Annotated in this window: 16 protein-coding genes and 2 pseudogenes; 2 read left to right on the plus strand and 16 right to left on the minus strand. The window is 64.9% G+C overall.

Annotated elements, in window-relative coordinates; genetic code table 11:
• The coding region (locus tag GKO32_RS40660; protein WP_376766011.1) for a transposase at positions 1-312 on the minus strand (312 nt) is incomplete at its 3' end.
• Between the two features lie 528 nt (positions 313-840).
• Positions 841-1,134 (minus strand): hypothetical protein, encoded by a 294-nt coding sequence (locus GKO32_RS29800; protein ID WP_154760241.1) that lies wholly within the window; start codon positions 1,132-1,134, stop codon positions 841-843.
• Between the two features lie 23 nt (positions 1,135-1,157).
• On the opposite strand from GKO32_RS29800, the pseudogene GKO32_RS29805 reads away from it, so the two are divergent.
• Positions 1,158-2,392, plus strand: a pseudogene (locus GKO32_RS29805) (IS3 family transposase).
• 80 nt (positions 2,393-2,472) lie between these two features.
• Positions 2,473-2,880: pseudogene (locus GKO32_RS39395) on the plus strand (DUF4291 domain-containing protein); the annotation flags it as partial.
• A 185-nt stretch (positions 2,881-3,065) separates the two neighbouring features.
• On the opposite strand, the gene GKO32_RS39400 reads toward GKO32_RS39395, so the two are convergent.
• The 14 genes from GKO32_RS39400 to GKO32_RS29865 all read right to left on the minus strand — a co-directional run bounded on the left by GKO32_RS39400 (position 3,066) and on the right by GKO32_RS29865 (position 24,001).
• On the minus strand, positions 3,066-3,563 hold the full coding sequence (locus GKO32_RS39400; RefSeq protein ID WP_246244927.1) for a HEAT repeat domain-containing protein: 498 nt from the start codon (positions 3,561-3,563) through the stop codon (positions 3,066-3,068).
• A gap of 105 nt (positions 3,564-3,668) precedes the next feature.
• A complete protein-coding gene (locus tag GKO32_RS29815) occupies positions 3,669-3,884 on the minus strand; it encodes a hypothetical protein (protein ID WP_154760242.1) in 216 nt (71 codons plus the stop codon).
• Between the two features lie 467 nt (positions 3,885-4,351).
• The gene (locus GKO32_RS40665) at positions 4,352-4,657 is read right to left on the minus strand and encodes a contact-dependent growth inhibition system immunity protein (protein WP_376766012.1); all 306 of its coding nucleotides are present in this window, start codon (positions 4,655-4,657) and stop codon (positions 4,352-4,354) included.
• Positions 4,644-5,021 carry an RNase A-like domain-containing protein gene (locus tag GKO32_RS40670; RefSeq protein ID WP_376766013.1) on the minus strand — a complete coding sequence of 126 codons (378 nt, stop codon included), beginning with the start codon at positions 5,019-5,021 and terminating at the stop codon, positions 4,644-4,646. Before GKO32_RS40670 ends, GKO32_RS40665 begins: the two co-directional genes overlap by 14 nt.
• Before the next feature lie 79 nt (positions 5,022-5,100).
• Positions 5,101-6,290 (minus strand): IS3 family transposase gene (locus GKO32_RS29820; RefSeq protein WP_312868776.1). Its coding sequence is split into 2 segments (ribosomal slippage): positions 5,101-6,038 and positions 6,038-6,290, totalling 1,191 coding nucleotides; the frame shifts between segments, so codons are not numbered across the junction.
• A 52-nt stretch (positions 6,291-6,342) separates the two neighbouring features.
• A complete protein-coding gene (locus tag GKO32_RS29825) occupies positions 6,343-6,624 on the minus strand; it encodes a hypothetical protein (protein ID WP_154760243.1) in 282 nt (93 codons plus the stop codon).
• Between the two features lie 479 nt (positions 6,625-7,103).
• On the minus strand, positions 7,104-11,360 hold the full coding sequence (locus tag GKO32_RS40290) for a protein NO VEIN domain-containing protein (RefSeq protein WP_166459781.1): 4,257 nt from the start codon (positions 11,358-11,360) through the stop codon (positions 7,104-7,106).
• Positions 11,361-11,528: 168 nt separating this feature from the next.
• Positions 11,529-14,321, minus strand: coding sequence for a pPIWI_RE module domain-containing protein (locus tag GKO32_RS29835; protein WP_154760245.1), 2,793 nt, complete (start codon positions 14,319-14,321; stop codon positions 11,529-11,531).
• 21 nt (positions 14,322-14,342) lie between these two features.
• Positions 14,343-17,774 carry a pPIWI_RE_Z domain-containing protein gene (locus tag GKO32_RS29840; protein WP_154760246.1) on the minus strand — a complete coding sequence of 1,144 codons (3,432 nt, stop codon included), beginning with the start codon at positions 17,772-17,774 and terminating at the stop codon, positions 14,343-14,345.
• Entirely contained in the window at positions 17,767-18,873 is a 1,107-nt protein-coding gene (locus tag GKO32_RS29845; RefSeq protein ID WP_154760247.1) for a pPIWI_RE_Y domain-containing protein, read from the minus strand. The genes GKO32_RS29840 and GKO32_RS29845 overlap by 8 nt, the downstream gene beginning before the upstream one ends.
• Positions 18,874-18,904: 31 nt before the next feature.
• Entirely contained in the window at positions 18,905-20,404 is a 1,500-nt protein-coding gene (locus tag GKO32_RS29850; RefSeq protein WP_154760248.1) for a PD-(D/E)XK nuclease family protein, read from the minus strand.
• Between the two features lie 813 nt (positions 20,405-21,217).
• A complete protein-coding gene (locus tag GKO32_RS29855) occupies positions 21,218-22,414 on the minus strand; it encodes a tyrosine-type recombinase/integrase (RefSeq protein WP_154760249.1) in 1,197 nt (398 codons plus the stop codon).
• A 123-nt stretch (positions 22,415-22,537) separates the two neighbouring features.
• A complete protein-coding gene (locus tag GKO32_RS38545) occupies positions 22,538-22,876 on the minus strand; it encodes a helix-turn-helix domain-containing protein (RefSeq protein ID WP_208024586.1) in 339 nt (112 codons plus the stop codon).
• A 237-nt stretch (positions 22,877-23,113) separates the two neighbouring features.
• Positions 23,114-24,001, minus strand: a complete 888-nt coding sequence (locus GKO32_RS29865) for a hypothetical protein (RefSeq protein WP_154760250.1) — start codon at positions 23,999-24,001, stop codon at positions 23,114-23,116.
• Positions 24,002-24,229 lie beyond the last annotated feature (228 nt).

Genomic DNA, 24,229 nt, shown 5'->3' on the forward strand with positions numbered 1-24,229 from the left:
CGGCGGACTATCTCCCGACGAACACGAAGAGGCATGGCGCATCCGGCAACAGACCGGACCGGCTAGGCTCCCGGCCGAGCCGGACGAATCCTGATAACCAAGTCTCCGGCAAAGCGGGGGAACCACAAGCACGATGCGATCGTCGTCGCAGCGCGGTATCTGTTGGCGGGCAACAACATTCCGGAACCGGCCGATGTCGATCCGACCTTCGTTCACACCCCCATACAGAGCGCCGTGACCACGCCGGTGCTCCGCGGTCGGGGACAACTCGACCAGCGATGTGAACCGGCCCCTCAGTGCACAACGCGGCATCGGTCAACTCGGTCGGCGCCACAACCCGTGCGCGAAGCGCCGTCCCGACTCGTCCGAGAGGGCCTCGTCGAGTTCACCGCGAACAAGGGTTTTGAGCGCAGCTTGCTCGCCCGGATCACGTGCCCAGGCCGCCATGTACGACCTGATTTCGGGGACATCGGGCGAGGTTACGACGATGGATATGGCTGAGTTGATCCAGGAAATTCTGCCGGCCGGCTCGTTCAGCGCGGTCGCGCTGCGGCCGAGACAGCAGCCACAAATGTCCGGCCCAGCCGCCGCCCGTCGTCACATCGGTTACGCCCCTTCATGTCTAAGCGGGTCGATGTGTATAGACCTTCGTGGCCACCAAGCTGCCAACGCCCGTGCGCGCCATGGGGACGCATTGGATCCCTGTGGCGTAACGATTCCCAGCTACGCACCACTGTGACTTTGCATGACCGGAGCTGTGACCGGTCGCGGTAGCTGGCGGAACCGGCGACGGTAGCTCGGCGGGCATAACGTTTTAAAGCTGGAGGGATCGTGCGCGCCTCATGGGGGAAGTTGACCGCCTTGACTGGGATGCGGCTCTACGTCCTGTCCCGTTTGGATGGCGTGTCGAGCAAGTAATGACACCAGCGACTGAATTGGGTCGCGGTCCCGGCTGCGAAGCGGTTGTGTCAGTTGAGCAAGATGTGCCATCGCAGGCCAAGGGGCAGTGATGGTTGGGCATCCTGCATTGTTGGCCGAAAGCCGTAATGATTCCATGATGTCCTCGCCCACCCATCGACCGTTGGCTCCGGCAATATCAATGAAGTGTTCCGTACCGGGTTTGATGGAGATCATCAAGCCTGGATGGATGAGGAGTAATGGCCGCACCGAAGAAGTACCCTGATGAGTTGCGTGAGCGGGCGACGCGGATGGCCGTGGAGGCGCGCCGGGACCCGGCGGCCGCGACCGGGGCGATCAAGCGGATTGCTGAGCAGCTCGGGATTCACCCGGAGGCGCTGCGGACCTGGGTCAAGCGCGCGGAGATCGACGCCGGGGACCGGCCGGGCACCACGAGCGGTGACACGGAGCGGATCGCGCAGCTGGAGCGGGAGAACCGTGAGCTGCGGCGGGCGAACCAGATCCTGAAGTCAGCGGCAAGTTTCTTCGCAGCGGAGCTGGACCGTCCGTCGCGATGAAGGTCGAGTTCGTCGACTCCCAGCGGGAGGAGCACGGTGTCCAGCCGGTCCTGGAGGCGCTCGAGCAGACGCCCGCCCAGATCGCACCGTCGACGTATTACGCGGCCAAGTCCCGTCCGGAGTCCGCGCGTGCGGCCCTGGACAGGGAGCTGGGCGAGAAGATCGAGCAGGTGCACGAGGACAACTACGGCGTCTACGGGGTGCGCAAGGTCTGGGCTGAGCTGAACCGGCAAGGCGTGGATGTGGCCCGGTGCACGGTCGAACGGCTCATGCGCGAGATCGGGTTGCGTGGCCTGCTGCGGGACAAGTCCCCACGCACGACACGGCCGGCGGCGGAGACCGGCAGACCAGGAGACCTCGTCAAACGTGACTTCACGGCCACGCGCGTGAACGAGCTGTGGGTAGCCGACATCACCTACGTGCGCACCGCCGCCGGCTGGGTCTACGCGGCGTTCGTGCTCGACGTGTTGTCCCGCTTGATCGTCGGCTGGCAGGTCGCCACCAGCCTCTACACGGATCTGGCACTGGACGCGCTGCAGATGGCGCTCTGGCGCCGCCAGGCCGCCGGCGCGGACCTGACCGGGCTCGTCCACCACAGCGACCGCGGAGTGCAGTACCGGGCGGTGCGCTACACCCAGCGCCTTGCCGAGGCCAGCGCGGTCACATCTGTTGGCAGCAAAGGAGATTCCTACGACAACGCGCTGGCCGAGGCGTTCAACTCGTTGTACAAGGCCGAACTCGTCCGCAACCGAGGACCATGGCGCGGGATCGACAACCTTGAGATCGCCACCGTCGAATACATCGACTGGTACAACAACCGGCGCCTGCACGGCGAACTCGGGCACGTCCCGCCCGCCGAGCACGAAGCACTACACGCGATGACCCACCCGGTCACCGCAACCCTGGAAACCAGCTAATCCAGTCTCCACCAAACCCGGTACTTGACACGGAGTCGCAGCGCCGCGTGCGTGGGACTTTCACCGACCTCACGGTCACTGTGTACCAGGCATACTCGCCACCGATCGCCGACGCAGGGCTCGCCGCAGGCACGTTCGTGTCGCCGTTCAAGCGAGATCGGATGACCTGGATCAAGCCCTCGTTTCTGTGGATAATGTATCGCAGTGGGTGGGCCACCAAGCCGAGCCAGGAACGGATCCTGGCCATCGAGATCACGCGGGTCGGGTTCGAGTGGGCGTTAGCCCACGCCGCGCTCAGCCACCATGATTCCCACGTTTACCAAAGCCCCGACCAGTGGCGGCAACGCGTGCAGACCAGCCCGGTCCGGATTCAGTGGGACCCCGACCGTTCGATCACACTCCAGGCCCTGGATCAGCGCGCCATCCAGATCGGTCTGTCCAACGAGGCTGTCGACCGGTACGTCGAGACCTGGATTCAGGACATCAACGACGTCACCGATCTCGCCACCGAAATCCATCACCACAGCGATGTCGGCGACCTGGACGCCCCCCGCGCTAATACCGGCCGAGCACACCTACCCGCTCCCGGACTCGATCCGCCAGGCCATCGGCGCCAGCACAGCGACAACAGCGTGACCGCAGTCCTCGAACCACCGGGGAGGTGGCCGGGGAATCACCGTGGTATTTCTCGAAGGACACGTTCCGCGGACGATCGAATTCTTTCCCGGTCATCCGAGGCAGCAGCCTCCTCGATAACCTGCCACGCCGCCGGGGTGCCGACAGCGAGCAGCGTGTCCAACGCCTTGAACGCGAGATCGCTGAACTCATCGAAGTCTGGTTTCCACAACAGCGCGCGCCGCACCGACGCCACGCAACCCGGATCCTTGAGGTCCTGCAGACTGAGCAGTATCTCCGCCGGCTGCGTGTGCGGATCAAGAGTGTCCAGAGCCGCCGTGAGAATCGGCACGTAATCGGGTGAGGGAAAGTGACCGGTCAGACCGGTATAGCTCTCGAAATGCCGCCAATCTTTCTCTCGAAACGCTTTCTCGAGGCCCCGCTTGATGCATAGCGTTACGTCTCCCATATTCCTAAGAGCATCGACGCGCTCCGCCCTCGAACGGGCACTTGTTGCGCTCTCATCTACCTGAACACAACGGTTCGCCGACATCATGGCAACTCCTGGACCTCAAAGTAGGCGAGGTTTTCGTTGAACAACGCCGCAGAGCCCGTGTCCCACGAACCCCTTAAACCATAAGTGAGATAGTCCGCCTCGGTCTTAACGTGGACCTGCACCGTTGCCTCGCTCCAGCACCGGAAGACTGTCGAGACCGCGCCTGGCGAGATCATTTGACGGCTGTTTATCGCGCGCACCGGCTTCGAGAAGTTTCTGCTCGGTACCCTTCTTTACGTACATTTTCACCAGGACATCATAGCCGCCCTTGTGACGACTCAGCGGGATCCGGTCGCGCTGATAGCCGGTCTCGGTGGTCACAAAGCTCTCACCATAGCAGCGCACGCCCGACCGACGCTACACAGCCGGGGTCCTTGAGGTTCTGCAGACTGAGAAGTATCTCCGCCGGCTGGGTGTAAGTGTCAAGTGCCTGCGAAAGAATCGGCATGTAATCCGACGAGGGAAAAGTAGCCGCCCAGATCGTTATAGCTCTCGAAGTTCCACCAATCTTTTTCACGGAACGCCTTCTCGAGCCCACCCTTGATGCAGGGCTTAGCGCGTCGACCATTTTCGCGAGCGACGGAAAGCCTTTGACAATTTCATTCACCTGATCACGCCGGCTCGCCGACGTCATGGCAGCTCCTGCACCTCAAGTAGGCGAGGCTTCGTTGAGCTCAACACTTCCACGTGTCACGTCAAGATCGTGACGGTCGCACGCACCCTTACCCGTTTCGAGTGCCGTCTACCCACTTAAACGTCCGACAGATTGTCTCAACCCGATTTCGCCCTCACGAATGTCGACCACTAAGGACGGTTATCATCTGCGCAAACCAGCGCGAATAGGTTATACCGTCGACTTCTGGATCATAAGAAGATTGGAGGTCCTCCAGCCAAATCTTCTTTAGATCACTATCGGACAAACCTCGGGATTGAATGATGTTCAACTCCTCGATTAACGCGTCACAAAAGGCCCCCACTTCGTTATGGGCAAACTTTTCAACGACTCCAAGAGGTGCATCGGCCTCCAAGTCAAAGTCCTCATGGAAGTATCCACTAACAAGATACTCCAGCATCCCACCGCTACGGTGTCGCATAATTGGTATAGATAAGGAAGCCACCGGGCAAGTCCGACCTCCGCTCTATCACGGTCCTCACTCCCGTCGCTTCAACGAATTTACCTTCCTCCTTCAAGTATACACGAGCCGAGATGCCATCAGGCAATTCACTACCGATGGTCAGCCTGCGCGCAGGACCCTGGAGCCATTTCTGAATCCTTTCCTCGTTTAGGACAATGTTGTAGGTCGCCGCGTACTGAGCATTGGCGAGATCTGGGAATGTAGACGCCTTAGGGATACCGCGTCCGGTTAGATAGTCATCAGACTTTCCAACATGGCGTTCGATCGCATGCCCACCATTTGGCTCGTCAACAATTAGATTGCAGTTGTTGACGGAAAATATGGTTCTACACGAATCGTCGAAGTAGTCTTCGCCAGGTGAGGGGCCCCGGTCTTCCCGGACAGCTGGTTTGTGGTGTGACCTACGCTGCGTGCTGCCGGTTCAGGTACTCGTTGTAGACCTCACTGGGGGTCTTGTAGTCGATTCCTGAATGGAGACGTTGGTTATTGTAGCGCAGTTCTATGTATGTGGCGATATCCGCCATCGCCGCTTTCCGTGTGGGGTAGATCATACGATGAACGCGTTCATTCTTCAAGGTTCCAAAGAAAGACTCGGCCATCGAATTATCGTAACAGATCCCGGTCCGCCCGACCGATTGCCGGATACCAAACGCCCGAAGCGTGTGTGCGAACTGGGACGACATGTAATTGCTGCCGCGATCGGAGTGGAAGATTGCACCAGGTTTGATATTGTAATTGCGGACGGCCATCCTGATCGCTTTCTCGATAAGTTCGGTCTGGTAATTGTCATCCATGGCCCACCCGATCACGGCTTTAGTGTGACAATCGATGACCGTGGCGAGATAAACCCAGCCTTCCCAGGTGGGAATGTAGGTGATATCGCCGACCATTTTCTCACCGGGCGCGGTCGCGGTGAAGTCCCGGGCGAGCAGGTCGGGCAGCAAGCTGGCCGAGCCGTCGGTGAGACCCAGCCGCCAGGGCCGTGGCTGGCACGGCTCCAGGCCCAGCTCACGCATGATGCCGCGGACCAGTTCCGGGGTGCAGCGCTCACCCTGACGCGCCAGCTGCGCATGGACACGGCGGTGCCCGTAGGTCTCATCCGAGTCCACGAAGATCTTCGTGATCAGCTCGGCGAGACAGGCGCGACGCTGCGCGGTCGCCGATTCCGGGCGTGATCTCCACTCGTAGAAACCCGATTTCGACACACCCAACCACACGCACATTTTCGCGAGCGTGAACATGTTCTCCCCCGAATCGTCCACCGTGTCCTTCTCCGCCTCAATGAACTCGTAGAGTTCACTCACCGGTACTCGCTCGCGAAGAAGGCCGCGGCTTTTCCCAGGAACTCCTTCTCCATCCGAAGCTCACGGACCTCTTTCTCCAACTCCCGTAGCCGAGCACGCTCCGACACGGTCAACGCCGGCTCGTCCCCGGCATGCTGCTTCCGGTAGTCATTCACCCAATTACGCAGAGTCTGCTCGTTCACCTGTAACTCCCGCGCCACCGACGCGACAGGACGATTCGACTCGACCACCAGTTTCGCCGCTTCCTCCTTATACTCAGGAGTAAACGACCGACGATTCTTCGACACCTAACACCCTCTCTTCCGGACGAAAACCCTAGTGGGTTCGCTGTCTGGAAGATCAACAGCACCTCACATCGACCGCAGTGCCCATCCGGCTGCCCTTGTTGGCCTTGCACTCGACGAGAAGCCACTCAGCCTGGCCCGATTCATCGGTGCGGGCGGCCAGGACATCCACGTCCCTGCTTTTGAAATCCGTAATCCTCATCCACCCGGTATCGTCCAGCCACCGGCAGAACAGGGCTTGGACTCGTTCTTCGTCGTAGGCGAAGTGCTCGGGTATGCGTTTCGCGGCTTCCATGCCCGCCAGGAGCCGACCGAGCTCGAAGTCGTCGTTCACCACCACCACTCCGAAAACCCGTGACCGCGTCGTCTTCGCGCACGGCATCGATTCGCAGGAACTGACGAATTCGAACGTCCTCCGTGCAACTGGCGGCCAGAATCAGGCTCATGCCTGCAGATCATGCCCGGCCGCCAGTCCAGCGCGCCACCAGGTGTCGGGCGAGATCCCGCCACGTCACGTCAAACGCCTGGCAAGCGCTACGAAGATCCGAGTGGTCGCTCACCCGAGCATCATGCCGACGCAGTCCGATGATCGTTCCGGCGGTAGCCGCGAGCACGACGATGGCGGACAGCGTGGCCCCCATTGGCGATAGCACCCTACGCCAACATCGGCCGGTGTCCCGCTCGATCGTCCTCGGTGGACCAAAACGCCGAGCGTCCGGCAGCGACGACCACGTAGGGTTCGCTGATTTTGGAGCGCCACAACAACCCGAGGGTGACGCGGGCGATGACGGCGGTGGTCCAGTAGGTGACGGCTTGTCAGTCACAGGCGGCGTCATCCCCCAGCGTGAGCGTCATCTGCGCCTTCGAGAGCAGCAGTCGGCCCTTGCCATCCTTGATCAATCCGAGCGGATCTGGCCACCTTGTGATCGTTGGCACTGAGGTGTCGACGTCAGTGATCCGGTAGATGTAGTACCGGGTTCGGCGAACCATGGCCTCGATCAGTTCGCGGTGCGAGATGTAGAACATCTCGGCGGGATCGGTGCCCCTCGTAGCCTTGACCTCGATGTAGATCAACTGGTCGTCTTCATCAACGCTGGCCATGTCGTACGGCGACAGCTCGTCGACCTTGGACACCCAATGAACCGAGTCGGGATTCTTGCCGAGCTTCTTCAATCGATTTCGTTCGGCGTGGTACGCGACTTCCTCGCCACGCCTGCCGATGCGGCGGTTCTCTTCCTCGGTGTGCATGCTTGGCGCCGTGCTATATCCGCCTCCGCCGCCGCCTCGGTAACCGTTCGGCGTGGCGTTGCCGGAGTGGGCCGACTGGGCTGGTACGCCGTTGACGATGCTGACGGCCGAGAAATCGACGGGCGGTGCGGGAGTCTTCGCCGATGGCTTGCTCGCCGCCTCCTGCGCCCCCTCGGCCGGCGCGTTGTCGGCCCGGTCATCTGTGCTGCTGCTAGCTTCGAGGCTCTGCTCCGAGATGCCGCCCACTTGACTTCTTGCCAGTGCGGCCACGTCAGGCGCAACACTCTGGCCCTCCTCGCCCGGCTTGGGCAGGAGCGAGTCGAGGATGTTAGTGAATTCCTCCTCGTCCTCGCGAGCATGTCCGAGCAGGTGGTGGGCCTCCGTGATGTCGTGTTGCTGGATCTGGCGGTCGGCCATCATGCGCCTGCGGTCGTCGGGTGAGGCCGTCAGCAGCATGGTGAATGCATCGGCCAAGGTGGGCACGTTCAAGTACTGGGCCAGTTGTCGTCCAAGTGGGAACCAGTGCGGTTGGCCGGTTGCCGGGTCGAGTTCGAGATAGGCCGTGCCGATGTTGATGGCGCGGCGGCCTCGCTTCTCGGAGCGGCTCGCGATGTAACAGACGGCATCCTCGCGGGAAATCTTCGTGCCGTCGTACTCGTAGGTGAGGACCAGCCGTTCGCAGATGACGAGTTCCAGGTTCCGAAGCGCTGGGCGGACTCGGTTCTCAGCACTCGAGTTCTCTGCACGCACCAGCGCGAAGAGGTACGGCTTGATGCTGCTGATGCGCCGCATGATGTCGTCATAGACCGCGTCGTGGTGCTCCCCGAACGGAAGTGCCGAGGTGATCACGACGTCATCAAGCTTGGCCAGCGCAAAGTAGCGGGTTAGCTTCGTTAAACCGGCCTCGGCGGAGAGCAACGGGCGCTGCTTCTCAAAGGTGTCCCGCAGCAGCGGATCGTCGGCGTAGGGCGGCTGCGCCACGAACTGGGTGAGGCCGTCTTGGCTGGCCAGTAGCCGGACTGTCGATGGTGCAGGGTGCAGTTCTCCCTCGTCCCGGAGCACATCGTGCAACGTGCGCTGGACCCAACGTGCTGCCTGGTCGATCTCACGGTTCGTGCACCCAGCCGCGTCGGACTCATCGGCGATGCTCTCGAGCAGTACCAGCAGATCAGCGACCCGTGGACGGCCGGCGTCCGTCAGACGCAGCGCCGCGGCCAGGCCAGCGCCGCCGTGGGTTTGGTACATCGCCTCGCTGATCCGCGGGATGCGCACCTGGATCCGGCGCGGCGTTTGCGCCGCCTCGATCCACGCTTCCGACGGACGGACGAGCTCCGGCACATTGCCTCGATCGACTGGCACCCACTCCTGCGACCGCAACGTGTAGGCAAACAGAGACGGCGCGGGACGTCCGCGATCGCCGACATGGCTGCCGTGGACGCAGTAGAAGAGAGCCTCCATACCATCCTCGTAGACCGAGCCCCACCGCCGGGCGAGCTGATTCCAGAAAGCCATGAGCCGCACCGGATCCTTGGACGCGATGAGCTGTTCGTGGCGGTCCAGCCGGTAAGACTCCCGCAGCTGCTGCGACTGGGTGTGACCCTGTGGGCAAAGCTTCGCGGCCTTGACCTCTGGCAGCTCGAACCACTCCCGGAACAGCCCGCCGCGGTGGGGATGCCTGCCGGTATTGACCATGTAGCCGTATGTCTCAGCTGGCTTGGCAAGATCCAGGCGCGGATACGCAGCCACACCGAGCATGCGGTAGAAGTCAAAATCATCCTGGCGCCGTTCGGACTCATCGGGCGGCTCGATGTCGAGGAACTCCGCCGTGCCGAAGGGACCGTAGATGACTTCCAACTCATCGGACCCAGACCACGGTGCGCTGAAGTAGATCTCAGCTGCTGGGCGGAGCTCGCGGACGGAGCCGTCTGCCGTTCGCGCGGGAAGGAGCACTCGGCCAAGTACCGGCTCGAGATCTTCGTTGCCCTGTAGGCGCACCTGGTGATAGGCGCGCAGACCGGCTATGGCCGCAGTTCGCGCGTCGGGATCAGCTTCGGGATCGCTGAGAATCTTGATCAGAAATTCGCGGATGAGTTCGCGCCACTCGAAAGGTTTGACCCCTAGATCGCGGAGGAGCTTCGGCACGTCATCGACGGCGGGGACATACGCGATGGGAACCGGTAGGTCTTCCGGAATGGTGACCTCACTGCGTTCCCGCGGGAAGAAGATTGTGTCCGTGGTTGGCGTCAGCATCTGCCCTGCAGTAGTCAGGACTACCGGAGCCTTCTTGAGTTCGTTGACGAGTGTGGTTCCGATTGCCTCGCGCCAAGCGGTCAGGAAGCGGTAGTAGCGCTCGGCCGTCTCTCGTGTCGGCGCCGCAAGTAACGCGATGAACTCTCCAGGCCCCATTTCATCGGTGTCGGATACGCCGGCGAGGAACTTCTTGATCGCAGTGAGCCGCTCAACGTCCGGACGCAGCGTGTGGGCTGGATCGAGGTTGGTCAACTCATGTGCCGTGGAGTAGTCCGGCAGGCTTCGCGGGAGGAGACGAATATCGGCTGGCCGACGCAACGAACTGTCAGCAGCGGGAAGGAAGGGTGAATCGAGCAGCGCTTCAGTCCAACACTTGCGCATGGCGGTTCCGCCCACGCCGCCTGGGGGGTCGGTCGCTGGGACGAGTGCCTCGATCGCGGCCGAACTCGCCTGCGTCCGCCGGACGAGGTCTGGAGCGACTGTCGACTTCAGATGATCCGCCACAGCTCGGATCAGCGCTCGGTTGAAAGGAACAGCTTCGGGCGTCGTCGCGATCTGACGGCGGTCCATGCTCAGCATCCACTCGGCGTGGACCGCCACATGGAGCCCTGGTTGTTCGTCGGTCGGGAAGTAGACGTGCAGTGGGAACGTAGCGTCGACGCGCGGCTGGCGATGTTCGTCCACCGGCACGGCGATGGCGAAGTGAACCACCTCCATCCCCCGCCAGGCTTCTCCGAGCGGCTCGAGCACGGCAGGGTCGGGTACTACGGACCCTCGATAGATGAACCACTCTTCGGCGTGGCCGTTGGTTTCGAGCAGGACGTGCTCGGTGCCGGCGTCGGCGTTGCGGACAATCGCAGACGAGAAGTCGCCGCGTGTGCCATCCAGCTCCAGATGATCAACGTGCGGCAGAAAGAGCAGCAGCCGAGATGCGAGGTTCTCAAGAAGATCCTCTTCAACAGTCGACCGTTCGACGCCATCCCGAAAAGGAAGACGGATGACCGTCGTAAAGCCGCTCGCGCGCAGCGTCTCGACCTGCGCAGCGTCGGGACCGAGGTCCGCTCGCTCGACGGCGAACGGGAAGGCGTAAATCGGCAAGTTCTGACGCGCTGGCAACGAGCCGAGATGTTCGGTGACCGCAGCACGCACGCGCTCGGCATGGAACTGGAACGACGACAGCGCCGAAACGATCTGTGGATGGTCGGTGATCTCCCCGACGGACTTGAACCCGAGCCCCTTGTGACCGACCGATTCGCCCGGCCCCTTGGAAGATCTTCCAAGCGAGCAGATGGCTTCGACCTGCGGATCCCCAAACCCAGAGCCGTTGTCGGCCACGATCAAGGCGGTCTCGGTCAGGAGGAAGTGGGCGCGGCCGTGCGTACCGGTGTCGCGTGCGGCGTCGTTGGCGTTCTGCAGCAACTCGAAGGGGTAGCGGCCGGTGTACTGCTGTCGAACCAGCTCCTGTGCGCTACCACGCTCATCCAAACTCTTGAGTACGCTCTCTCGCAAGTCGTTGTCGACCTGGACGCGGATCGACGCCAACTCGCGCTCACGAAGTCTTGTTGTAACGTCCACTTTGCCCCTCTCCGACGAGCAGCCCATCGGAGCATGCTGGTTTGGTCCGACAAAATTCTCGGCGCCTGACAAAGCTAGCCACCGGACTCGAGGTCCGTGGGCACAGTATCTGGTCCCGCTCCGGGCCTCGTCTTGATTCGCGGCCAAGATCTGCTGGGACGCTCAACCTCACGCTGGCCGGTGTTCAGCTTGATCATCGTCGGACTCGGCCGGTTCGTCCGCGCCGTCGGGCTCATCGTCGTGCGGTAGTCCGTACTGGGAGGTGAGTTCTGCGACGTGCTGGATGAGCGGGAGCGCGAGCGCGTCGCGGTAGTCTTCGGCGAAGCGTTGTTGGTGGAGGAACATGGCCCAGTATTCGGCTTCGCTATCGTCGGGGAATCCAAGCATGGTCATTTCGAGGAGTTCAGGGTTGAATGCATTCTTTCCTGGACGGATTTCAGGCTCACCCTTGGCATTGATCCGATGAGTCAGCTTGGTTGCCTCTACGGAGAGGGTGTGCGTGCCCGGCTTGTCGCTGGTGCTGTAGAAGACGCGGCCACCCCCGTCACCGTTCGGTTGTTTCCACAGGCCCTTACTGATGCCACCGGATTCGTTACCCTTGGGCGCCCACCATTGTGGTGTTTCGTCGCGGTCGTTGGTGGCGATGCGGGCGAGGCGCAGGTTGTGGCCGAACAGCTTGATGCGTTGGGTCGGACCGTCCGAGCCGCCGAGTTGGATGCGGTCTGGGATGAGGCCGGTGTTGGTCAGCCACGGCCAGCGGCTTCGGGTGTTGTGTGCGTGCGTGACGACCAGGGTGGGTGTGCTGCGCATGGCGTACAGGATGTTCTGGACAAACGCGGCGACGGCCTTGGTTTGCTGGTCCTTTGTGGAAAGCTTGTCGGGGCGGACTTGGCCGGTGAGCGCGATGAGAAGCTGAGGATAAGGAACCCATTCGGTCATAGTGGGCGTGCGGCCGAGTATGCCTTTCCGCCCGGGCCGGATGAGCACGGCGACCGGGGTGAACTGGGCTCGTTCTGTTTCGCCGGTGACTTGTCGTTTGACGAGCCAGAATGCGAGCTGGTTCAGGTTGTCGGGGATGTTGTCGCCGAGCGTGTGGGGCGGGACGAGGCGCATTCCTAGTTGGCGTAGCCCGTCGGCCCATGCTGCGGCGACCCGGAACGGTGAATCATCGTCGTCGTCATCGCCGGGTTTCTGGTCGGCGGGGGTGAAGAACTGGCTGACCATGCCCGCGTCGGCGCAGCCAAGTCGGATGGCGAACTTGGGGTCGGTGGTGCGATGTTTGAATTTGTCCCGCCCGTCGAGCTCGACGAATGTGATGGCGGTGGTTTCGCCAAGGTCGGCGGCGAGGTCGCGCAGGCGGGCGGCGACGGCTGCGCGGCGTTGGCCGATCGCGGTGATGTGCTCGTCGCCCTTCTTCGGCGGCTCATCGCTCGTGCCGAGCGGTGCTCCGAATGCGCCGAGTTCGCGGGCGTGGATACGCACCTGGAGATCGGGTGTGCTCCAACTCCACAGCTGTGGGCCAGACGTGTCGCGGTGGTCGGCCAGCCCGAGGCTGGCTTCGGCGGCGTTGATGAGCTGGTCGCGCATGCGGGTGGACTGATAGAGCAGGACGGCGGTGAGGGGTCGTCCATCGAGGGCGAGCGCCGCGAACTCACGCCGCCGGATCGCGTTGTCGAGGTCGATGAGCTGATTGGTGGCGACTGCGGCCGCGACGTCTTCGTCGGTGGCGTCCTTCTTGGGAACGGGAACCTTCGGTGTCAGGAGCTTGGCCGGATTCTGGTTAATCTTGCTGCGAACCAACGGGGGTGCGGGCACAAATTCGGGCGCGAGCGCTGCGCCGGCCCATTCGGTCAGGCGGCGGCGTTCGGCGGGCATCAGCCCGGCGCCGACGCCGTGCCAGCCCATCATCGTGTGGTAGCTGGCGCCGCCTTCGACACCGTCTCGGCCGTCAAGCCAGGTGTCGGGTTCTTTGGCGAAGACGCCTGCGGCGGGCAAATTGTCGATGGCGCCGACGCGGACGAGCATACCTTCGGGCCCGCTTTGTGCCCATTCGATTTGGCGGGTGCGGCGGTTCCAGGCGAACCGCGCAACGGCGAACCGGCCGGGCTGCCGACCGCCCTCAACAAAGGGCTGCTGGGTGAGCAGATACGCGGACACGCGTCGGGTTCCCGGCATGAACACCTCGCCGGACACCCAGCGTCGGATTCGTGTGCTGATGTAGATCCGCGGTACCGGGGAAAACGGGACGGTGCGCAGCGACACGTTGATCACCGCGGAATACCGCCAGTCGCGGTGGGTCCCGTAGCGCTTCTGCGCGTCCTTGTCCTTGACCTTGGTGCGGTGCCTGAGCGGCGGCCAGGACATGAGCTCGGCGCCGTTGGCGCGGGCGTCCACGGCAACCCGGTGGAATCGAACGTGCTCGCCGCAGAACTCGTACGGAGGTTGTGCGGCGATGCGGTCGGCGAGGATTTCCGGGAGAACGCGATAGAGCCGCGGGGCGGGATCGCAGGTGCCGCCCGGTGAGAGGCCGTGTTCCAGCAGATCGACGGTGTCGGGTTTCCAGTCCAGTTGTTCCGGGTCGACCGTGCGGGCGGTGTCACGGAATTGCTGCCACGCCTCGGGACTGGGGGCCAGGCCGCGGAGCCAGGCACGCACGAGCCGGGTCAGCGGCCGCATCGGGTAGTCGGTGCGGCTGTACAGCCAGGGCTGGCTGGCATCGAAGGATGCGTTGGCGTCAACGGTAACCAGGTCCGGGGTGACGGTGCGGATCAGGGAGTTCAGGCTCCTGATCGGCACCTCCTTGATCCAGGGGCGCGCGGCCTCGGACCGTCCTGACCTGTACAAGTCAAGGACCGGTTCGCGCCAGTGTGCGGGAAAGGTCAGGGTGTGCAGGTCGACGGCGAATGTTTCGTTGTCGGGGTTGGGGATGAACGCGGCGGGTTGGAGTTCGTTGAAGACCATGGGGTTCCAGTCCGTGGTGGGTTAGTCGAGGTCGGCGAGGGCCTGGTAGAGGGGCTCGTAGAGGGCTTGTACGAGTGAGCGGTCGAGCGGGGTGGCGGCGGAGTCGTCCCTGAAGTAGGGCTCAAGGACGGCGCGCATGCTGGCCAGCAGGCTTGTTTCGGGGGTGTCCACCGCCTGGAAACCGGCCTGGCGGGGTGCGAACGCGGCGTCGACGCAGACCACCCGCGCGGGCACGCCGCCGCGGACCAGCCGACCGATGACCTGCCACATCACGACCAGCTGGTCCCAGGTGAAACTGGTCTTCTCATCGGGGGTGAGGCTGCTCCACGCCATCTGGCGGGTGAGGAGGCGGTTCCACTCCTTGCGGGCGGTGCGGCGGAACGCCAGTGCCGCCCGGTCCGGCGTTCCGGCCGCGCGGGCGTTGCGGTGGAAGGTCCGGGCTGGATCACGGACTTGGCGTACCGCCCAGTCGTTGATCGCGTGGATCGCGAGCGCGATGTCGTCGGGTCGCGGGTGGGGCCGGGCAAGGAAGTAGACGGTGCCGATGGCCGCCTTGCCGCCGGGCAGGACGATGTTGTGGCCGCGTTCCACGGCGAGCAGTGGCGCGACGAGGATTTCGCTACCGGTGTCGGGGAACTTTGTCAGCTCGCCGCGGCGCAACACCATCCAGCTGTTGTCCAGGTCGGCGTCGTCGGACACGAGCTGGGTGACCCGGCCGCTCCATTCCGGGATACGGTCGAGATGGCGTGCGGCGTGCTTGGCCTCGGCGTAGCTGCCGACGAGCAGCAGGATCCGACGTCGGTCCGGGTCCTCAATGTCGGCGAGTTCGGCGTCGAGCATGCTGGGCGCGTCGCCGAGGCTGCGGTCCGGGATGGCGAGCTGGTTGAGCATCTGCTCGAGAACCTTCTCGCGGTCGTCCGGGCTGCTTCCGGACAGTTTGAGCGGTCGCGGTGGTGAGCTGCCGGGCCAGTAGAGGAACTGCGTGCGCAGCGTGGTGTCCAGGATCGCGGTGACCTCGTCGTCGTGTGGTCGCAGAACCGCGTCAACCGGGGCGTGGACGTGGTAACGGGTCGAGGTGCCCGCCCAGCTGGTGGCCGACATGAGCAGCACATGCGGGCCGGGCCGGTCATCGACCGCCGGAAGGGCGGGCAGGCCGAGGAGTAGCTCGCGGCCGACACCGCTGCAGCGGAAGAACCGCAGCTCACCGCTCTGGTCGCCGTCGCTGGTTCGTTCACCGAGCTGGAACTGGAACCCCAGGACGTTACCCATCGGGGATTCCGGGATGACCGGCTCGTAGTCCTTCGGTGGGCGCCGCGACAGCACATTGGACGTCGCTTCCAGGTTGAGCGCGGCCTCCACCCGTGGCCACAGGATCGTCATCCGGTCCAGTCGATGGTGCAACGCGGCCAGGATGAGGGTCAGTTCGAAGCGTTGCGCGTGGGTCTCCAGGTCGTCGGCGATCCGCGGATCCCCTCCGACGAGGTCGAGCAGCACGTCCCGCAAACGGCGCCGGATCAACGAGTCGCGGTGCGCGTGCAGCAGCTGGAGCGTCAGGTGCACCAACGCGTTGGCGGCGGGCGTCACGCGATCGTTGTCGTCCTTTGGCGTGTCTTCCTCGAGTGGCTCGTCGCGGAACTTGTCGAGCACCGCCTCGACATACTCCATGCGCTCCTGGCGCTTCTGCCGGTCTGCCGCCGCTGCGCCCGGCGCGGGGGTGTCGTCGTGCCCGGTGAGGTCGGGAAACCAGGACCGGATCAGCCACTGGTGCAGGGTCATCGCGCTGAAGTAGTCCTCGGTGATCCACGTGCGCAGCGGCGGGGTGCCGATCAACAGCGCATACAGTCGGTCGGTCGCGGCCGACACAGTGTCCACGGCGCTGGTCCAGTCGTCCACGTCCTGGGCGGACAGTTGCAGGCGACCGCGGCGCGCCAGCTCGGCGACCTTGTGGCCGGCGACCTCGTCCAGCCACGAGTTCGGTGACCGTCCGGCCAGCGTGGTCGCGGGAGCGAACGCGCGGTCGAGCTGCATCTGTACGCGGTCGGCCTCATCGACGATCACAAGGTCGCTCAACCGGCACGCCAGCTCCAAGTGGCGCAGCCGCTCGGTGTGCAGCGCAGGAGGGACACCGCTGTGGACCAGGCTGGCCGGGTTGGCCACCCAGATCTGCGCGTCAACGAGGCTGCGGGCGCCGTGGTGGCGCGGACAGGCCGTCCATAGTGGACAGCCGTGCCGCTTCCTGCGTTCCCGATCGCGCGAACCATCAGTGCCGTTTCGCGTGCTGCGGAACAGATCGTCGGAGTCCGGGCCGGGATACTGCACCTCGTACAGCGCGTTGCACGGGGCTTCGCTGATCCGCAGCGGGTGGCTGGCGTTCACCCCGCGCAGAGCGTCGAGCGGGCACGCACTGCTGAGGTAGGCGAAGCCGGCGTGCTCGTGCCCGAGCATCGTGTCCGCCCCGGCTGAGGCCATGCGCCGGTGCAACCGTTCGAGGTGACGCTCGCGCGTCGAGTGCCCCACCACGGGGGCGGCCTCAACCCCGAGCCGGTTGAACTGATCGACGATCGCCAACGTTTCGGCCACGTCGCCGACCACGATGGTGATGCGCCGGCCGGTTTCGGTGGCCGCCCAGAACGCCAGGATGTCGCGCAGTGTCGATTTCCCGGCGCCGACCATGCCGACCAGGTTCATCAGCTGGTCGACGCGCAGACGCTCGGATTCGATGAATTCGCCCTGGGTGTCATCGCGAACCAGCAGTTTGACTCGCCCCAGGCGGCGGAGCCACTCGTTGGGTTTGCCGGTGAGGTTGTGCTCGATCGCGTCCATTTTGGCGGCGGCGTCCTCCAACTGCGCCCATGTGACCTCGACCGGGGCGCCCGCGCCGAGCGGCTGCGCGGCAAGGTCGTGCCCGACCGGCGCCGGGATGTCGGCGAGCAGCTGCGCCGGGAACGTGACCGAGTGGCGGCGGTCGCGGACATAGAACTCGTACTCGCCCGGCCCCGCAGGGGGCAGGGGCTGGCGGGCGAACGCCGGCGGCGCCGTCAGCAACGTCTCATAGACCTCGAACCGGCCAGCGGCCCGGCTGGGCTCACGCGGCACGGGCACGTCGTCCAGGCCATCCAGCACGTAGCCGCGCAGCTCCTCGGGAACCTGCAGGTAGGTCTCCACCGCCAGGCGCCATTCCCGGCGGCGCCGCATGTCCCACAGATAGTGCCGAGCCCGCATCACCCGCAGCGGCGCATCGACTGCGCCCGACCCGAAGGTCTCGCTGTAGGGGTAACCGCCGAACAGTGTCCAGGCGTCCCGCGCGGGGTGCTCGGGCATCACCGACCGGAGCAGGTACAGCCCGAGTTCTACGTCGAGCATCTGTCCTGGCGAGAACTCACGAAGTGTCGTGGGCCAGACCGGGTTGAGCTGTCCCAACAACCGGCTGTGCCATCGACTGCGGTCACGCATCGGCCGTCTCCTCCCGAAGCGTCGCGGCAGGCTCGCTCGGCCGGCTGCGCGCGAGTTCCCGATCTACCCGTGTGAGCAGCTCGGTGTCGGAAATCAACTCCAGCGTCCCTGCCAGATTGTCGCGCCGGTGGCGGGTGTAGACGCGGCCGTAGTCCTCGCGCTCGTCGAACCGGTACTGCGGCGCCACCAGGAACCCCTCGTCGTAGGGCGGGTCGCTGCGCAGCGGCAGCGCGCTGCGGCCCAGCAGCGCCGGATTGGCCCGGTCCTTCACATCCACCGCCCACACCCGGCCCCGCGGCAGCGTGATCCGCAGGTCGTAGGCGTCGAAGTTGGGCCACATCTCCGGGCGCAGTCCCCGGGCGACGAGCTCGGATTCGAGATCGGTCTCGGCGAGACCGGGACCAGTGATGAACATCCGCAGTGGCCGGTTGAGCTGGTACAAGCCGCTTCCCCGGCGCGCTTCGACCCTCCGGCCGACCCGGGGATGCTGATCGCGTCGGCACCGATCCAGCTCGCAGACGTAGCGGTCGTGCCCGATCGGCGCCAGCAAACAGCCGCACCGCGCGCACACCGCGTAGGAGCCGTCGCGCAGGTAAGACGCGGGCACCGGATCGTAGCAGCGCTTGATCACATCGTGCAGCAGCTCCAGCTCCAGGTCGTCGGCCAACGCAACGCGCTCGGCCTCGGTCAGCACCGGCTGGCGGATCAGCAGCCTGCGGAACGCGGTATAGGACTCCGGGGCGTGCGCGGCCTGGCATGCCGCGATCGCTTCCCGCATCAGCTGGTTCTCCACCTGCTCGGCGGCGACGTCGCGCGCCACGATCCGCCACTCCCAGCACTGCTGAGTTGGTGTCCGCGTCGAGCCATCCACCAGGAACGCGGACGCGCCATCAAAGTCGTCTGGTAACGTCCACGGCCACTCACCGATCGGGCGTTCCGCCGCCCACCTGACCATGTCCGGCACGCTGGCTGGCGGGGCATGGCCGTTGACCAAGCACAGCAGCACAAGCTGGTTGTAGGTGTTCTGCACCGTCGCGTCGTAGACCGGGTCACCCGGCCCCGGCTGCTGCGACAACCGCACGATGGCACTAGCCACCATCCTGAGCAGGTTCTCGCCGTCGAAGAAGCCCTCAGCCCTCGGCTGTCGTGGTAGCTCCTGCTGTCCGTGAAGCGGCACCGGTCTCGTCGTCCTTCTGATCGGGGTCTGGCCCGGGGTAACTCGAGCACCATTGAGATACAGGACACCACCGACAGTTTTGGCCGGGGCGTGGGTCGAACAAGTGGTCGGCACGCCAGGGACCAGCCCATTCACGCAGGACACGCTGCGCCGTTTTCACCCGTTCGGGGTCGGTCGGGTCGATCAGCACGATCTGCGCGCCCGACGGTCGCAGGATCTCCAGTTCGACCCGGCCGGCGCCGCCCGGGCCGAGCGCGTCCGCGGCCAGCACCGCGACGCCGAGAGCAAGCTGCGGGAACTCCTCCAACGGGTCGGAGTAGTACCACCGGGCCTTCTGGGTGGTCTTGAGCTCCCGCCACACCCACCGGCCCTCCTCCCGGTACACCAGATCGGGCTTCGCGACCACGACCGCGCGCGCCACCGTGTCGAGGAATGTCAACTGCGGCTCCACCCGGACGGAGTCCACCTCGGGTGCCTCTCGAAACGGACACACCTCGACGTGATGCGCGAGCATGCGCGCACCAACATCGGCGAACTCGCCCGTGACCCGCCACTCCCCTGCCGACCAGTCCGTGCCGGCCATCGGCATCGCCTCGAAGCCACACCCGTCTCGCTGGTTGCCGTGTACGTTCTCCAGCCAGGCGTGCACCGCCTGACCAAGCTCAGCTTCGGCGCTGTACTCGTACGCCCGCGGCAGGTGCACCGTGCGCATGTACGCCTGGGCAGGACAGTCCCGGTAATACCGAAGACCGCTGATCGAAATGGTTCGCAGCGGTCCCTGACCGGATTCAACCCCCAGCAGCCCCGGAGTTCGCACCGGCCCGCGGCACACCGCTACTCGCTTGCACCCTGCACACCCGAACCCTGGCACCACCTCCTCACCTGTCGCGATCTCGACGACCCGGCCTCGCCCATGCGCAGCGAAGTACGCCTCGACCTCCTCGGCGGTGCCATCCAGCAGCGGCTTCACCGATCCGTCGACCAACCCGACCTCGATCACCCGGACCCGCTGCGCGCCTGCCCTCCCACACGGTTGGAACGGCTCCGACCACGGCTCCGGCCAGGCGGCCGGCGCGCCGAACGCCGCGACGAACGCCGCGATCGCGATCTCCGTAGGACTACGCTCACGCGCTGATCCGAGACGAAGGAACCGGAACTCGCGCAGCGCGCCATCCGTCGACTCGTACCGGCGCCCCCACGCATACAGCTCCCACACCACCGAGGGCTGCACCCGCTGGGCGACCCACAGGTTTCGCACCGGCCGCAACCGACCGGCCTCCCGCGAACACGTCGTAAGGTAGGTCCGCGTCGCGTGCTCCGCGAAACGCTGCACCCCTGGATGCGAGGGCCTACCCTCACGCTGGACAAGCGAGACCGCCTCGGCCGGCGCGTCCCCGTCGAACTCGATCCTGTCCAACACCGCCATCACCGGACGCAACACGAAATCGTCCAACTGCTCCTTCGGGAACCGGCCGACCGCACGCGACCTCGGCCGCGTCCCCCACCGCAACGACGACGCACAGGTTGACTCATCGTCACGAGCGGCTGTGGCGCCCACCCGAACAAGATCAACAGTCGGGAGTGCGTTGCCCTCGTTGCCCTGCTCCGCGACCACTCACAACCTCGGCGCCGTGCCTGGGCGGAGAGCACCGCCAACGAACCTCATGGCGTCAAATCGTATCGACTTGATCACTAACCGTTGGAAACCACCGGCGTACACCACTCAATTGGCCCAGCCCTATCGATCGTCGCTCGCCTCGATAGTCGGCACCCCTCGCGCGACGGTTGCCACCGCATGGGGGGCTCCGCCACGGGGAAGTGGTGCGGGACTGTGGCCGTGATCCTGTGAGTGGCGGATGATCTTGATCATGCTGGAGCTGGTTGCTGCTGGTGGGAGAGTTCAAGGTTGACAAGCAAAGGGACAACGGAGGCTGCCGCGGTTGCCGTCGGCCGTGGTGCTGATCTTGTCGCCAGGCTTCGCCGTAGATGATCGACACAGAGAATTGCGGGCCGTCGTCGAGGATCTGCGCAGTGTCGAGCACGGGGACCAACCGGACTCGGTCGGTAACCCTCATAAACGTGCTCACCTTCAGCCCGCGCAGCTGAACTCGCAGAGCCCGCGCTATGCACTGCGTGGTAACACGACGTGACTTCCGCCGGTCGGCCCAGAGGCGAACGTCTGCATCTCGACCGCGTCGTCGAAGTAGGCGGCACCACCGGCGTAGAAGGTGGCGACGTTCGCCTACGGGGGGCTGGGGGCAGCGTTCTATGCGGCCGCACGCCAGGTGGTCTCTTCGGGAAGCGTGGTGCTGTCGGCGACGGCTTTGTCCCAACGGGCTTGAAGTCCGTCGAGGAGGCGTTGTTCGACGGCGCGAGCGACGTGGGAGTAGGTTTCCTGCACTTTGTCGGGCAGGACGTGGCCGAGGCGCAGGGCTTGGGCGATCTCGGGGACACCGTCGTCGATCATCCAGGTTTTGTGGCTATGCCGCAGTCCGTGAAACTTCAGCCCGGGCTTGACCGCGCGGAGCCGAACTTGGGGGTTGGCGATGCGTGCGTTGCCGTCGGCGGCGGGACGGAAAGCCCGGCGAGCGAAATTGCTGCGCCGGTGCAACTGTTTCTGCGGGGTGACGAACACGTGCGGATGATCGTGCGTGGCCAGATGCGCGCGGAGCAACCGCACGAGGAACGCCGGTAGCGTGATCGTGCGGGCGGACTCTTCGGTCTTGGGCGGCCCCAGGAACGGGACGCCCTTGTTCGGCTCGTGAAGTGCGCCGATATCCGGATCGACGACGATGTATCCGGTGTCGTCGTCAACCAGGTGCAGGTTGTGCCGTTGCAGGCCAACGAGTTCGCCCCAGCGGGCACCGGTCCACGCGGCGGCGACGACCAGAACCGCTCCCCCAGACCCGTATTTGACCGCGACCTGATCGGCGATCAGGAGCACTTCTGGTGGTTCAGCCCAGATCTTGCGGGGCGTGCGTTGAGTGCGACGCCGTCGTCCCCGGCGGCGCGCCTGGATGGGGTTGGCGGCGATGAGTTTCTCGGCTGCGGCGTCGGCGAGCAGGAGGGAGAAGCATTTGATGATGCTGTCGACGGTGGTCTTGGCCAGTCCGCTGGCGCGGAGTTTCTTTTCCCAGGTGCGGACTTTGAGGTTGGTGATGTCGGCGAGCGCGGTGGTGCCCCACCGGGGCTGGATGTGCTTGTTGAGGAAGCTGCGGTAGTTTTCCTCGGTGCGCTGGTCGATATCCAGTGATTCGATCCAGTCCGGCGCCCACGCGGATACGGTGATTTGCCCGGCGGTGGGGTCGATCCAGGTGCCTTTGCGTTGCTCGACTTCCATCTCTGCGATGTAGGCTTCGGCGGCGTCCTCGTCCGGGAAACCGGGGATCGCGCCTTTGGTGCCGTCCGCGCGGCGATAGCGGACTCTCCAGGTGTTGTCTCCGGCTGGTTCAGGCCACGGCATCATGCACTCCTTCGCTGTGGTGTGGGGTCGGGCCTATGTGGACGTCCATGAACGCTCCATTCGGGACAAAGGGCCAGTGGTTGTCGCCAAGAAACTCGCTATGGCGCCAAAGAACTTGTGTCGTCAATGAGGCCGACCACGTCGGCGCGTGCATGTGCGGCGGGTTCGGCGGAGCTGTGTGTCGGCAGGGCGGCTGCCGGAAGCGACGATGGCCTGCAGGTCGGCATCAGAGAACCGCAGGCGTTTGCCGATGAAGGTGCACGGGATCAACCTGAGTCCGGCCTTGCGGCGCAGCCAGGACTCGGTCGTGGCGAGCTTCTCTGCCGCCTCGGCGGGCGTGTACAGCAAGGGAGACCCTGTCGCCGCGCCGTTGTGGACAGGAGCGACACCGTTGTGGACGGAAGGGGATTCCTGCGCCAGAAACCGGGTGGTGTCCGGCGGTGGGTTAGTCGGTGTGGTCACGCCACCTCCCGCAACGCGTCGGTTGTGTCGTGAAGGGGCCTGTGCCGCCTCCTGTCGACAAATCCGCTCACCAGCCCGCGCCTCCGCCGGGTACGGCGGCGTCGGGAGGCCGGCAACCAAGACGGCTCCGGCCAAGGCGGCGGGAGGTATCCCTCGCCACGCAACTCGTCGTCCACGGCCCACGGCAGCGCCGTGATGATCTCCGGATCAGCCCATCCGGGCGGTAGCACGCCGTCATCAAGCGGCCCTCCAATGTTCCAGCGGCGGGTAGTCCGCGGCCAGATCCGCGGTGAGCACGTCAACGGGCTCGACGTGCGTCCAGTCCACGCGGCGAAGGTCGCCGAGGTTGGGCACGTCGTGCCAGCGGGCGGCGATGACCTGGCGGACATATGGGTCTGGGTCGGCGCACCAGACGAGCCGGCCACTGCCGAGGGCGGCCAGCGCAAGGTCCAAACCGCCATGGCCGGTGCATGGCGACCCGATAACGAACGGGTGGCACAGTGACGTTGACGTCGATCGCGTGCTGTCACTCGCCACCCCGCGAGTAACCGGCCCTCCTCGGTGCGGTCGTGACGACGAATCCGAGGTTGACGGGATTGTCAGCACGCCGCGCGCGATCCGCAGTGTCCACGATCGTGATCGGCCGCCGACCACCGGAGGCGGATACCGGTCGGGATCGGTGGCGAGCCGGGCTGCGATCGCCGATGGCCCGTGGCCATCGAGAAACCACTCGAAGATCAACGGCACGATGGGCGCACGGCTGGTATCGGGGACCAGGCGGCGCAGTCGCCGGGTGAAGCCGCTGTCGTCGCAGACCCGATGGGTGCGGGTCCGATACCCGTAGGGCGGTAGGCCAGCCCACCATCCCTCGAGGGCGTGCATCTGGCGGCGGAGGTGCGAGCGGTGGGCCAGCTCCTGCTGGCATCCGCGCATCGCTTCGGTGTCCGTGCGGTGGGGTTCCTGCTCGGCCACCGGCCAAGCCAGCTCGCGGACGAAGCGGTAGAGCCACACGCGCAACGGGCGCCGCTTGGTGTCGAGGATCTCGACGCGCGGTTGTGCCCAGCCGTCATCGTGTTCGACGACGATCGGCGCGTGGTCGGCTGCGCGGGATACGGGCATACTCACCGGGTGCTGGTTCCTTCCCGTTGTCGGCGCGAGGGAATGGGTTGGCGAGTGAGGTGCCAGGCGCGGCAATGCGGGCAGCGATAGGCGCGGCGCTCCAGACGTCGGCTGGGGTGCGGGCACGCCCAGATCAGGCCCAGCACCTCCTCGGCAACCTCCTAACTGGGGAAGGCGCGCTTGCCGACCTGGCCGCAAACGGCCGCCGATGTACCGGCAACGCCGCGCGACGGA

This window comes from Amycolatopsis pithecellobii, from assembly GCF_009707865.1.
In the GTDB taxonomy this organism is placed as follows: domain Bacteria; phylum Actinomycetota; class Actinomycetes; order Mycobacteriales; family Pseudonocardiaceae; genus Amycolatopsis_E; species Amycolatopsis_E pithecellobii.

Excerpts from the sequence above, each read along its gene's own strand:
- GKO32_RS39400 (WP_246244927.1), bottom strand. The coding sequence starts at position 3,563 with ATGATGTCGGCGAACCGTTGTGTTCAGGTAGATGAGAGCGCAACAAGT.
- GKO32_RS29840 (WP_154760246.1), bottom strand. The coding sequence starts at position 17,774 with ATGCGTGACCGCAGTCGATGGCACAGCCGGTTGTTGGGACAGCTCAAC.
- GKO32_RS40665 (WP_376766012.1), bottom strand. The coding sequence starts at position 4,657 with ATGCGACACCGTAGCGGTGGGATGCTGGAGTATCTTGTTAGTGGATAC.
- GKO32_RS29835 (WP_154760245.1), bottom strand. The coding sequence starts at position 14,321 with ATGGTCTTCAACGAACTCCAACCCGCCGCGTTCATCCCCAACCCCGAC.
- GKO32_RS29855 (WP_154760249.1), bottom strand. The coding sequence starts at position 22,414 with ATGCCGTGGCCTGAACCAGCCGGAGACAACACCTGGAGAGTCCGCTAT.
- GKO32_RS29800 (WP_154760241.1), bottom strand. The coding sequence starts at position 1,134 with ATGATCTCCATCAAACCCGGTACGGAACACTTCATTGATATTGCCGGA.
- GKO32_RS29845 (WP_154760247.1), bottom strand. The coding sequence starts at position 18,873 with ATGGTGGCTAGTGCCATCGTGCGGTTGTCGCAGCAGCCGGGGCCGGGT.